Here is an 11,953-nt window from a genome sequence, read left to right as displayed (position 1 = left end):
AGCGGACTCAAGCCCACCACCGCATCAAAGGGACCGCGCAATGATCTCCTTCATGATCTCATTGGTTCCGGCATAGATCCGCTGTACCCGCGCATCCGCCCACGCCCGGGCAATCGGGTATTCCCACATGAAACCGTAGCCGCCATGCAACTGCACGCACTCGTCGAGCACCTTGCACTGCAGGTCGGTGCCCCAGTATTTGGCCATCGCCGCCGTCGGCACATCGAGCTTGCCTTGCAGGTGCAGCTCCAGGCAACGATCGACGAAGACCCGGCCGATCTGGATCTCGGTGGCCATTTCCGCGAGCTTGAAACGGGTGTTCTGGAAATCGGCGATGGACTTGCCGAATGCCTTGCGGTCGCGGGTGTAGTCCAGCGTCCATTGCAGCGCCGCTTCGGCCGAGGCCAGGCCACCGATGGCGACGGTCAGGCGCTCCTGGGGCAGTTCCTGCATCAGGTAGGCGAAGCCCATTCCAGCCTGCCCCAAGAGGTTTTCCTTCGGCACCCGCACGTCCTGGAAGAACAATTGCGACGTGTCCTGGGCCTTCATCCCGACTTTTTCCAGGCGCTTGCCTTTCTCGAAGCCCGGCGTGCCCGCTTCTACCAGGAACAGGCTGGTGCCCTTGGCGCCCGCCTTCGGGTCAGTCTTGGCGACGACGATGACCAGGTCCGCAAGGAAGCCATTGGTGATGAACGTCTTCGAGCCGTTAATGACGTATTCGTCACCGTCCAGCACCGCCGTGGTCTTCACCCCCTGCAGGTCCGAACCGGCGCCCGGCTCGGTCATGGCGATGGCCGTGACCATTTCCCCGGAGACCAGTTTCGGCAGGTACTTTTGCTTCAAAGCCTCGTTGCCGTAATGCAGGATGTACGGCGCGACGATATCGGAGTGCAACGAGAAGCCGATCCCGGTGAGCCCCAGGCGGCCGATCTCCTCGATCACCACGGCGCTGTAGAGGAAATCTGCATCCAGCCCGCCGTAGGCTTCTGGAAGGTGTGAGCACAACATGCCCGCCTCCCCCGCTTTGTTCCAGAGCTGGCGATCGACATGGCCCTGTTTTTCCCACTGGCTGTGGTACGGCACCGCTTCTTTTTCAAGGAAGCTTCGTACAGTGTCTCGAAACAATTCGTGCTCGGGACTGAACAGGGTTCTCGGGATCATGGCGCACCTTTGGTTATTGTTGAACAGGTCATCCAAAAGAGCCTAAGCCTGCGGCGCACAACGGGACACTGGACACTTGCGCCAAAAAATAAGACGATCCAGCCGTTTGATGACCACTATCCCCTATAAAAATAAAGATGAATTATGTCCATGCACGTCTCCACGCCCTTGCGGCGCGTCAGCATCCTGGCCATCGACCGGGTTTTCGCTTCCACCCTCATGCAAGCCAAGGATTTTTTCCACCTGGCCAGCCTGCGCTATGGCAAACAACTGGGCCACGGCCTGACGCCGGCGTTTGAAACCCGGCTGGTCAGCCCTGATGGCAAACCCGTGAACAGCTTCAGCGATGTGATCATGCCGGTGGACGGTGGCCTGGAAAACGCCGACGTCATCATCCTGCCGGCCTTCTGGGATGACTTCGCCACCCTCTGCCAACGCTATCCACAGGTCCTGCCATGGCTGCGCGAACAACACGCGCGCGGCGCGGTGCTCTGCGGCGAAGCCACCGGGGTCTTCTGGCTGGCCGAAGCCGGGCTGCTCGACGGCAAGGAGGCCACCACCTATTGGCGTTTTTTCAACGCCTTCAAGGAACGCTTCCCCCAGGTGCACCTGAACCAGGACAAACACCTGACCGACGCCGACAACCTGTTCTGCGCCGGCGGCACCACCTCGGCGTGCGATCTCTACATCTACCTGATCGAACGCTTCTGCGGCGCCAACGTCGCCCAAGCCGTGGCGCGGGACATTCTCTACGAAGTACAGCGCAGTTATTCACCGGGACGCATTGGTTTCGGCGGGCAAAAACTGCACCAGGACGTGATCATCCTGCAGATCCAGCAGTGGCTCGAAGAGCACTTCGCCGACAAGTTCCGCTTCGAGGACGTCGCCCGTGAACATGGCATGAGCATCCGCAATTTCATGCGTCGCTTCCAGACCGCCACCGGCGACAAGCCACTGCATTACCTGCAACGGCTGCGGATCGAAACCGCCAAGGGCCTGCTCTCCGGCAGCCGCAAGAGCATCAAGACCATCAGCTACGAAGTCGGCTACGACGACGCAAGCTTTTTTGCGCGATTGTTCCGCCAACACACCGATCTGTCGCCGAATCAGTATCGGCAGCAGTTTCAGCAGGCGGCGTGAACCAAGGCTGACTGCAAATCCAATGTGGGAGCGAGCCTGCTCGCGAAGGGGGGCGGCATGTCCAGCGTAGATGCAAGCTGACACACCGTCTTCGCGAGCAGGCTCGCTCCCACCTTCAACCATGCGCAACACAAGGCCACCGCCCTCACATTCCTACAGGAAAAACAGAACGCAGAATGCCCGAGTGCCGAATTTCACTCACAGACAGCGCCCCATGAACACCGCAACATCAATCCCTGAAAAAACACCATCAGGGACGACCAACAGTGACCATCGGATCAAGCTACAACTACCCCGCCTCCGCCCCGCGGGGCATCACTCGAGCCAAGCGCTCGACTGCCGAGAAATGGGCCGCTCGCTTTCCAAACCCTCCCGATTTGTGCTTCGACTACCGGGCGTTGGTCGAACAGAAAGATGGCATCGCCAAGGCTACCGAACCAAAACATAGGATTTGCATCATCGGTGCGGGTATCACTGGGTTGACGGCCGCGAGGGAACTCTATCGTTGCGGATTTACCCACATCACCCTGATCGAACAATCCAGTCGCATCGGCGGCAGGCACCTGACCGTCCCGGGGAGTAAACAATCCACCGCGAGCCATACCCCTTTCGAGATGGGCGCCATGCGCATGCCCTTTTTCAACCGGTCGGATGAGCCGCCGACGGAAGGCCGGTCGCTGATGGCTTACTACGCCAGGGCGTTTGATTTATCGACTGTCGACTTCGCTAATCCAGGAAGCCAATGGGTCCACTCGACAGGCATTTACTTGCGCGAGGGCACCATTGGCGGCGAGCCAACGCCGCAAATGCTGATCTGGAAAAACGAAGACGGCAGTACACCGCCGCCCGGCAGCGAGCTGCAAAAGGTATACGCAAAGTGGAAGGCCTTTGCCGACAGAATGACTCGACACGTCGCTGAGGTGTATGCCAGTGAACGATGGGAAGCCATGTGGCAGGCGATCGTTGCGAAATATCAGAATGTCTCATTTCGCGACTTGGTGACCATGCCAGCCTTACAAGCCTGGGATCAGCGTGCACCGGGGGATTTCGGGGGGATGGGTATGTCTGCCGATGAGTCCGCGATCTTCTACGCAATCGGCATAGGCGACGGCAGTTGGGGGGCCTTCTATGATGTCTGCTCGCTGTATCCACTTCGCACCGCGATATTTGGGTTCAGCAGCCACTTGCAGTTAATGCTCGGCCGGGTGGACTCACTGGGTGATCCATTACCATCGCCCCATCTGTATAGCGAAACCGTGGTTGATTCGATGGGGCTCAACTTCGACGGCCCTCGCTATATCGGGCTCGCAGCCTTGAGCGAATGCCTGATGTTCATGAAAATCGCCGAGACCGGTAAGTCCTTCCACGACCATTGCCTCGGAAGAAAAGACGGCCTGCTCATGGATTCATCGGTGACCAAATTGACCAAGCTGGCCGATGGAAAGACGCGCGTTCATTTCGACTGGCTACACAGTCTGCCCGAGCGAACCCGACACCGTTTCGAGGACTTCGACTCGGTCATCGTGACACTTCCCTCCTGGCTGATCGAAACCCGTATCGAGCTTGAGAACTTCACGCCGCAGATGCTGCCGTTCGAAACAATCAACGCCTATAAAACAGCTCATTGGGAGACCAGCTGCAAAGTATTCGCACCGTTGAAAAAATCGTTTCTATCAAAAAACAGGAACATCCCGCAGACCATCGTCACCGATAGCTTCATCCACGACGTCTATACCTATCGCTACAACGAGAATTACAGCTATGACTGCATTCTGCTGAGCTATACGTGGGAAGACGATGCCACCAAGCTCGCGTCGTTCAGCGACAAGGAGCTTGTCAGCAAATGCGCCAGGGAACTGGATCGAATACTCATGAGATGTACCAATATCCGGGAGAGGATTTCATCTTATATCGGACTCGACCAAGCCGTGGTCCAACGATGGATAACCGATAAAAACTCGCTGGGCTGTGCAAAGTTATATCGGCCAGGCACCTACTGCGACGCTGTAAGCCTGATGAAGTACAACCGGGATTTCGGCCATCATTCAGGCGTGTATTTTTCTGGAGAATCGTTTTCCGTGGACGCTGGTTGGACAGAGCCTTGCTTTCGAGGCGCCGTCGATGCAGCCATTCACATCTGCGACAAGACCGCTGCGATCTTCAACGGCGGATTCTCCATGAACGACTACCCGCACTATAACCTTGGTACCTGACCATGGTGCGCCATGCACACTGTGCATGGCGCTGCCAAGTCATCCCCAAAGCGTTCCAATATCCATCTTCAGAAGTTGCCTACAACCTACAAGGAAACGGCCGACTTACATCGCGGCTTGTTTAGCCTCTTATACACACGCCAATACACAGCGTAATAACAATAAAAAGAGGTTATCCCATGAGCGAGCCAATCAGCCCTGTTCGTGTCGCCGTCGTGCAATTCGACCCACAGGTAGGCATCAATAATCGAGAAACCAATCTGCTGCGCAGCCTTGCGTTGGCCCGGGAAGCGGTCGAAGGCGGCGCCAACCTTGTCGTCCTGCCCGAGCTGTCGAACAGCGGCTATTTCTTCAGCAGTAGGCAGGACGCGTTCGAACACGCCGAGTCGGTCCCCGACGGGCGAAGCGTGCAGGCCTGGATCGATTTCGCCCGTCAGCAGCAAGTCTTCCTGGTAGCTGGTTTGGCGGAGCGCGAAGCAATGCGTCTCTTCAACACCGGCGTCCTGGTGGGGCCTGACGGCTTTATCGGCAAGTATCGAAAGGCGCATCTGTGGAATCTGGAAAAACTTTGGTTCACACCAGGCGATGTCGGCTTTCCAGTGTTCGAAACATCCATCGGCCGCATCGGATTATTGATCTGCTGGGACATCTGGTTCCCGGAAGTGCCGCGAATCCTCAGCCAGCAAGGCGCGGACATCCTATGCAGTTTGAACAATTGGGTCTGGACGCCACCGCCTCTGTTTGATGACGCCGGCAAATGCATGGCTTCGTACCTGACGATGACCGCGGCGCACGTCAACAATGTCTTTATCGCAGCGGCAAGCCGCATAGGTGAAGAACGAGGTGCCCGTTACCTGGGCTGCTCGCTGATCGCCGGCACCAACGGCTGGCCGATCGGTGCGGTGGCATCCGCCGACCAACAGGAAATCCTGTTTGCCGATATCGACCTGACCAGTTCCCGCAGCGCGGCCATCTGGAACAACCTGAATGACCTGCACCGCGATCGTAGAGCCGATCTCTACGATCAAATGCTTGGCTACACCCAGCACCCTTCTCTGCCGCGTTGATAAGGGAGCGATCCGATGGAAACTACAAGCGAAAAGCTCGAACAACGCCAACTGACCACCCGATCACCGCTGGACGTCGCCATCGTTTTACTGATGCTCGGCGCAATAGCGGTGGTCATCTGGCTTTCATTCACACACCGCGCCTCGTGGCTCGCCCACTGGCCAGACTACAGTCACATGGTGTCGAACCTGCCGCAGCCCACTGCCTGGCTACGCTGGGTGCTGGGGGATATCAGCGAGGTAGCGTTCTACAAGCATGAGTTTGCCTCTATCGGGCTGCTCGCAGGGGCCTACCTCGCGTACCGGGCCAATCGGACCGGAAAAACCTGGCAGGGTTTTTCCATCTGCTATGGCAGCGGCCTGTGGCCGTGGCTCGTCACCAGCTCATTGCTGGGGCTCTTGCTCAGTAACCTGTTGTGGGGCTGGACAGTGACCGCCACCGCTTGGCAGCCCACCTTCGCCGCTTTCGTTTCGTTGCCGGCGGCCATGGTGCTGATGTTTGGAGGCGGCTGGAAGGTCGCGATCAATGGCGCTGTCATGGGCGCCTTGCTGGTCACTCCCGCGTGCTTGTTGATCGTCAACTACGTCTGCAATCCGCTTGGATTACCCGTCGTGATTGGCAACGTCTCGGGCATGGCTGTCGCCAGCGTCCTCGCCTTTCTTATCTGTCGCTACCAGCCTGGCCTGGTGAAGGCGCAAGCATCGGCTGAACCAACCGAGCCACCACGAGCCCCAGTTCCCGCCAAGACGCCTGATTACGGTGTCGTCTGGATGCTACGCCGGATCCTGGCGGACTTTTCCGAGGCGCCATTCTTCGGCAATGAATGGGCCAGCCTCGGCCTGATAGCAGGTGCATTGCTGGCCTACAGCTTGAGCCCGATGAGCCCAGCCTATGGCTCGGGGTTGCTGCCCCAATTGATCGGTGCGCAAGCGTTGACCTCCGCCCTGGGCGTGATCATCTGGCGCCGACAGTGGATGCGACGCGGCTGGTATCCCACCTACATTCCACTGGTGTCAGTGGTTCCGGCGGCATTGTTGACCTACGGCGACAGTTGGCTGGTGATCATTTCAAGCGCCTTGCTGGGAGCCTTGATGGCGCCGCCGCTGGCGTGTGCGATCGCCAAACAGCTACCCGCCGACATGCATGCCTTCATCGCCAATGTCCTGTCCATGGCCATTAGCACCGTGCTGATCATTCCGTTTATCGGACTGCTGATAACCCTCTGATCCCTTCACCCCTTGGCTGTATTGCGGCCTTTAGATTGGGCGAATACGGCCATTCTTATTGAAAGTGAGGTATTGCATGAACCTGCCAAAACTGGCCATAGCATCACTTGGCGGCACCGTCAGCATGCAGGCCCGGACCGCCGGCGAAGGTGTGGTCCCGACCGTGAGCGGCGCGACCCTGCTGGCTTCAATACCGGAGTTGAGATCCCATGCCCACGTCACCGTCGAAACGCTGGGAATGTTGCCCAGCGCCTCATTGGATTTCGAATATCTACTGAGTGTTCTCTGTTGGGCGAAATACCAGATCGAGCAGGGGGCCGTGGGTGTTGTCATCACCCAAGGCACCGATACGCTGGAAGAAGCCGCTACGTTTTTCGATCTTCTATGGGACCACGACGAACCCTTGGTTCTCACTGGGGCAATGCGTTCGGCGGCCCAGGCAGGGGCTGATGGCCCGGGAAACCTGTTGGATGCCTGTCGAGTCGGACTGGCCGAGAAGAGCCGGCGACGAGGCGTCCAGGTGGTGATGAGCGGGCAGATTCATTTGGCGCAAGCGGTTCGCAAGAGCGACTCGATGGGCTTGCAGGCTTTTTCTTCACCCAACATGGGCCCGACCGGTCTGCTGACGGAAGGCGCCGTCCGCTATTTGCATCCCGCACGACAGCGCAACGTCCTCCCCTCGCCGAAGCACACGACACATAAGGTCGCCTTGTTACAAGCGACACTGTCTGCCGACACCTTGTTATTGGAAAACATACTTGCGCTGGGCTATGAAGGGTTGGTCATCGCGGGTTTCGGTGCAGGGCACCTTTCTGAAACCTGGACTGAGGCGATCGATGCCATTGCCGACAAGATCCCGGTCATCGTTGCAACTCGCTGTGGCTCCGGCTCCACGGCTCGTTCTACTTACGGGTTCAAGGGTGGCGAAATCGATTTGATACAAAGAGGCGCTTCAATGGCCGGCTTTGCCTGCCCGCGCAAAGCCAGGATTCTCCTGTGGCTGCTGATTGGTTGCCAGAGACAGGATGATTTGGCTCGTTATCTGAAAGAGGACATCCGGTTTTAGTAGCTTTGAGATTTACCGATTCATTGCGGCGTTAGCCCGGAGGCCTGGCACCGATCCACTGTGGGAGCGAGCTTGCTCGCGATAGCGTCCTGCCAGCAACGTCCATGCTGCTGAACCACCGCCATCGCGAGCAAGCTCGCTCCCACAGGGTCCGGTGGGGAATCAATAAATAAAAAGACCTGCAATCGCAGGCCTTTCTTGTTTTCCGATGCCTTAAGGCTTATGCGCCCGCGACAGGAATTCGTGGGATTGCATCTCCAGCAAACGACTCAGGGTCCGCTGGAACTCGAACGTCAGGCGACCGCCGGTGTAGAGGTCCTTGAGTTCGACTTCTGCCGAAATGATCAGCTTCACGTTGCGGTCGTAGAACTCGTCGACCATGTTGATGAAGCGACGGGCGATGTCATCGGTGGTAACGCTCATCTGCTCGACGCCGCTGAGCAGCACGGCGTGAAAGATCTTGCCCAGTTCGATGTAGTCATTCTGGCTGCGGGGGCCGTCGCACAACTCGCGGAAGTCGAACCAGGCGACGTCGTCGCAGGTGCGAATGGCGCGGATCTTGCGATTTTCGATGATCAGCTCGTCGTTTTCCACCGCTTGGGTGCATTCCGGTGTCAGGGCGCGGAAGCTCTTGCGCAGGCTTTCTTCGGCGGCGGCATCCAACGGAAAGTGGAACAGTTCCGCCTGCTCGAGGTGACGCAGGCGATAGTCCACGCCGCTGTCAACGTTGACGACTTCGGTGTGTTCCTTGATCAGCTTGATGGCTGGCAGGAAGCGCGCCCGCTGCAGGCCGTCCTTGTAGAGACCGTCGGGCACGATGTTCGAGGTGGCGACCAGGGTCACGCCGTTCTTGAACAGCTCTTCCATCAGCGTGCCGAGGATCATGGCGTCGGTGATGTCGGAAACGAAGAATTCATCGAAGCAGATCACCCGGGTTTCGGCGGCGAAACGCTTGGCGATGATGGTCAGCGGATTCTTTTCGCCGCCCAGGGTTTTCATTTCTTCGTGCACGCGCTTCATGAAGCGGTGGAAATGCGTCCGCGTCTTTTCCTTGAACGGCAGCGCTTCGAAGAAGGTGTCCACCAGGTAGGTCTTGCCACGGCCGACACCACCCCAGAAATACAGGCCTTTGACCGGCGTCTGGTCTTTCTTGCCGAACAGTTTGCCCAACAAGCCCGGCTTGTTGTTCGACGCGGCGATCAGGTCGTCGTACAGGCGCTGCAAGTGCCGCACGGCCGTTTCCTGGGCTGCGTCGTGGAAGAATTCCGGGCGTTTCAGATCAGCTTGATATCGTTCTAGGGGCGTCATATTCGTTAGCAAGGCAACAAAAACGGGCCGTCACTGTAGCGATGGCCCAGAAGAATGGCAATCGGCCCTTATTCGGGCCGATGGTCGGGTAACGCTTCGATCAGTCCCGGGCAGGCGTCAGTGCCACGCGCAACGCGTCGATGGCTGCATCCCGGGCGGCACTGTCAGCGAACGCAGGGCTCTGGGCCACGCATGCGCCGTCGAGCCAGACGCTGAAACCCAGGTCGTCGCTGCGCACGTCCAAGGGTTGGCCGGACTGCAGTTGCTTGGTCACCTGCCCGGCGGTCTTGCCGTCGGCAAAGTTGTTGGAGAGCAACAGTTGCTCGCCCTCGGCGGAAAGCAGGCGGAAGCGGAAACTGCCGTCCTCGTCGCGGAAGCTGACAAAACGGGCTGCCTTGGCCGCTTTCTTTTTGGTCTGGGTCGTCACCTGGACCTGGCTGACGAACGAGCGCAGCCCAACCGCCTCGCGCAGCTCGTTGAGGAACGGCGTGGCCACGGCCCGGGCTTTTTTCGCGCCCAATTGCAGGATGTCCTCAAGGTCCGACGGACGTTCGATGAACTGGTGATAACGCTCGCGCGCTTCACCAAGCTCGCTGTCGAGCAATTGGAACAGACGGTTCTTCGCCTCCCCCCAACCCAGGCCCTGCAGCAGTTCGCTACGGAATTCGGCGGACTGCGCCGGGGTGGAGAAGGCCTGGAACAGAGTGAACAGGTGCGAGTTGTCCGGATCCTTGGCTTCGCCCGGCGCGCGGGAGTCGGTGACGATCCGCGAGATCGCGTCCTTCATCTCCTTGGCGCTGCTGAACAACGGGATGGTGTTGTCGTAGCTCTTGGACATCTTGCGGCCATCGAGGCCCGGCAGCGTGGCGACGCTCTCCTCGATCAGCGCCTCGGGCATGGTGAAGAATTCCTTGCCCTGGCCGAACAGGTGGTTGAAGCGCTGGCCGATGTCGCGGGCCATTTCCACGTGCTGGATCTGGTCGCGGCCGACCGGCACCTTGTGGGCGTTGAACATCAGGATGTCGGCGGCCATCAACACCGGGTAGCTGTAGAGCCCCATGGTGATGCCGGCGTCCGGGTCCTCACCGGCCTCGACGTTCTTGTCCACCGACGCCTTGTAGGCATGGGCACGGTTGAGCAGGCCCTTGGCGGCGACGCAGGTCAGCAGCCAGGTCAGCTCCGGGATCTCGGGAATGTCGGACTGGCGATAGAACGTCACGCGGTCCACGTCCAGGCCACCGGCCAACCAGGTCGCAGCGATTTCCAGGCGCGAACGCTGGATGCGCAGCGGGTCATCGCATTTGATCAGGGCGTGGTAGTCGGCCAGGAAGTAGAACGAATCGGCGTTGCTGTCGCGGCTGGCGAGGATCGCCGGACGGATGGCGCCGGCATAGTTGCCCAGGTGCGGGGTGCCGGTGGTGGTGATGCCGGTCAGGATACGGGTACGCGTCGTCATGGGTTATCGCTTGTCAGACTGCTGTCAATTCGAGAGGCGCGGCAGGAGCAGATCCTTGAGATCGGTCAGCTTGCCATGAAAAAAGTGTCCGCATTCTGCCACTTTCAGCAGCTCATGGGGGCGTTGGAGCGCGTCGGACCATGCGTAGACCAGTTGCGGATCGACCACTTCGTCGGTTTCCGGCTGGATCACGGTCAGCTCACCACCTGTCGGCAGCGGTGACTGCTCGTCCAGGCGCATCACCGCCGGTGCGACCATGAACAGGTGCTTGAGCGCTTGCCCCTGGGCTTCCAGGCGCCCGCCGAGGGTCGCGGCAACGAAGCCGCCGAAGGAGAAACCGAACAGCGTCAGCGGCAGGCCCGGGTGTTTTTCCAGCAGCCAGGCGGCTGCGGCCTGGGCGTCGTCCACTTCGCCGGTGCCCATGTCATGGCTGCCGGCGCTGGCGCCGACGCCGCGATAATTGAAACGCAACGTAACCAGGCCGGCATCGCGGGCGGTGCGCTGCAGGGTCGAGACCACTTTGTTGAGCATGGTCCCGCCCTGCACCGGGTTCGGGTGGCAGATCAGCGCCAGGCCACGGGGGGCCTCGCTGTCCAGGTACAAGGCTTCCAGTTGGCCCACCGGGCCATCGATGACTACAGGGGTTTCGCGCATAAGCAAGGAAAGAACTCCGTGACCCCGAATAGGGTCGACTCGTCTAGCTAAAAGTCTGTGCCTGGCATGATTGCGATGTTCTTCGCGGTATACAGCGCAGGTCCGAGCCGTTAACGTAAAGCAAAGCCGTTTATAGAGGAAGGACTCGTGGAACACTCGCTCTTAGTTTGGCTGTTGCCGACTCTTGCCCTGGTTGCCGGTGTCGCCATTGGTTTCCTGATTGCCCGCCTGCTGCCCAATGCGGTGCCCAACAGCACCCAACGTCAGCTGGACGACATTCAGGAACGTTTCGACAGTTATCAGAATGAAGTGGTCACCCACTTCAACAGCACCGCTTCCCTGGTGAAAAAACTCACCCAGAGCTACCAGGAAGTCCAGGATCACCTGTCCGAGGGCGCCAATCGCCTGGCCCTGGACGAGCAGACCCGCCAGCGCCTGCTGGCTGCCCTGCAAGCCGATGCGGCACAGCCCCCACGGGAACGCCTGACCCCACCGAAAGGGATCCAGGAACCACCACGGGACTACGCGCCAAAGGCCCCGAATTCGCCCGGCATGCTCGATGAGCATTACGGTTTGAAGAAGTAATCGCCAAGCAACAACCAAAAGCCCGCCCGATCGCTTGATCGGGCGGGCTTTTTATTATCGGCGCAAGAATTTTCCC

At 59.2% G+C, this 11,953-nt stretch carries 10 protein-coding genes; 6 read left to right on the top strand and 4 right to left on the bottom strand.

Annotation, left to right across the window (positions count from 1 at the left end; genetic code table 11):
- Positions 1-24: 24 nt before the first annotated feature.
- On the bottom strand, positions 25-1,161 hold the full coding sequence (locus tag OC610_RS12245; protein ID WP_264427999.1) for an acyl-CoA dehydrogenase family protein: 1,137 nt from the start codon (positions 1,159-1,161) through the stop codon (positions 25-27).
- Between the two features lie 243 nt (positions 1,162-1,404).
- Between OC610_RS12245 and OC610_RS12240 the strand changes: the two genes are divergently transcribed.
- The 5 genes from OC610_RS12240 (at position 1,405) to OC610_RS12220 (ending at position 7,874) form a co-directional block, all read left to right on the top strand.
- On the top strand, positions 1,405-2,301 hold the full coding sequence (locus OC610_RS12240; RefSeq protein WP_264428000.1) for a GlxA family transcriptional regulator: 897 nt from the start codon (positions 1,405-1,407) through the stop codon (positions 2,299-2,301).
- A gap of 266 nt (positions 2,302-2,567) precedes the next feature.
- Positions 2,568-4,514: a flavin monoamine oxidase family protein gene (locus OC610_RS12235; protein ID WP_264427998.1), complete on the top strand. Its 1,947-nt coding sequence runs from the start codon at positions 2,568-2,570 to the stop codon at positions 4,512-4,514.
- A 179-nt stretch (positions 4,515-4,693) separates the two neighbouring features.
- Positions 4,694-5,581: a nitrilase family protein gene (locus OC610_RS12230; RefSeq protein WP_264427997.1), complete on the top strand. Its 888-nt coding sequence runs from the start codon at positions 4,694-4,696 to the stop codon at positions 5,579-5,581.
- 15 nt (positions 5,582-5,596) lie between these two features.
- Complete coding sequence (locus tag OC610_RS12225; protein ID WP_264427996.1) at positions 5,597-6,808, top strand: threonine/serine exporter family protein; 1,212 nt, start codon at positions 5,597-5,599, stop codon at positions 6,806-6,808.
- 76 nt (positions 6,809-6,884) lie between these two features.
- Positions 6,885-7,874, top strand: a complete 990-nt coding sequence (locus OC610_RS12220) for an asparaginase (protein ID WP_264427995.1) — start codon at positions 6,885-6,887, stop codon at positions 7,872-7,874.
- A 213-nt stretch (positions 7,875-8,087) separates the two neighbouring features.
- On the opposite strand, the gene zapE is transcribed toward OC610_RS12220, so the two are convergent.
- From zapE to OC610_RS12205, 3 genes are all read right to left on the bottom strand, one after another.
- The gene (zapE, locus tag OC610_RS12215; protein ID WP_264427994.1) at positions 8,088-9,182 is read right to left on the bottom strand and encodes a cell division protein ZapE; all 1,095 of its coding nucleotides are present in this window, start codon (positions 9,180-9,182) and stop codon (positions 8,088-8,090) included.
- A gap of 100 nt (positions 9,183-9,282) precedes the next feature.
- Positions 9,283-10,638 (bottom strand): tryptophan--tRNA ligase, encoded by a 1,356-nt coding sequence (locus OC610_RS12210; protein WP_264427993.1) that lies wholly within the window; start codon positions 10,636-10,638, stop codon positions 9,283-9,285.
- Between the two features lie 24 nt (positions 10,639-10,662).
- Positions 10,663-11,292: an alpha/beta hydrolase gene (locus OC610_RS12205; RefSeq protein WP_264427992.1), complete on the bottom strand. Its 630-nt coding sequence runs from the start codon at positions 11,290-11,292 to the stop codon at positions 10,663-10,665.
- 147 nt (positions 11,293-11,439) lie between these two features.
- On the opposite strand from OC610_RS12205, the gene OC610_RS12200 reads away from it, so the two are divergent.
- Entirely contained in the window at positions 11,440-11,877 is a 438-nt protein-coding gene (locus OC610_RS12200; RefSeq protein WP_264427991.1) for a YhcB family protein, read from the top strand.
- Positions 11,878-11,953 lie beyond the last annotated feature (76 nt).

The sequence above is a fragment of the Pseudomonas agronomica genome (assembly GCF_025917275.1).
In the GTDB taxonomy this organism is placed as follows: domain Bacteria; phylum Pseudomonadota; class Gammaproteobacteria; order Pseudomonadales; family Pseudomonadaceae; genus Aquipseudomonas; species Aquipseudomonas agronomica.
This window is presented reverse-complemented; position numbering and strand designations above follow the sequence as displayed.

Excerpts from the sequence above, each read along its gene's own strand:
- OC610_RS12245 (WP_264427999.1), bottom strand. The coding sequence starts at position 1,161 with ATGATCCCGAGAACCCTGTTCAGTCCCGAGCACGAATTGTTTCGAGAC.
- OC610_RS12205 (WP_264427992.1), bottom strand. The coding sequence starts at position 11,292 with ATGCGCGAAACCCCTGTAGTCATCGATGGCCCGGTGGGCCAACTGGAA.
- OC610_RS12210 (WP_264427993.1), bottom strand. The coding sequence starts at position 10,638 with ATGACGACGCGTACCCGTATCCTGACCGGCATCACCACCACCGGCACC.
- zapE (WP_264427994.1), bottom strand. The coding sequence starts at position 9,182 with ATGACGCCCCTAGAACGATATCAAGCTGATCTGAAACGCCCGGAATTC.
- OC610_RS12230 (WP_264427997.1), top strand. The coding sequence starts at position 4,694 with ATGAGCGAGCCAATCAGCCCTGTTCGTGTCGCCGTCGTGCAATTCGAC.
- OC610_RS12220 (WP_264427995.1), top strand. The coding sequence starts at position 6,885 with ATGAACCTGCCAAAACTGGCCATAGCATCACTTGGCGGCACCGTCAGC.
- OC610_RS12225 (WP_264427996.1), top strand. The coding sequence starts at position 5,597 with ATGGAAACTACAAGCGAAAAGCTCGAACAACGCCAACTGACCACCCGA.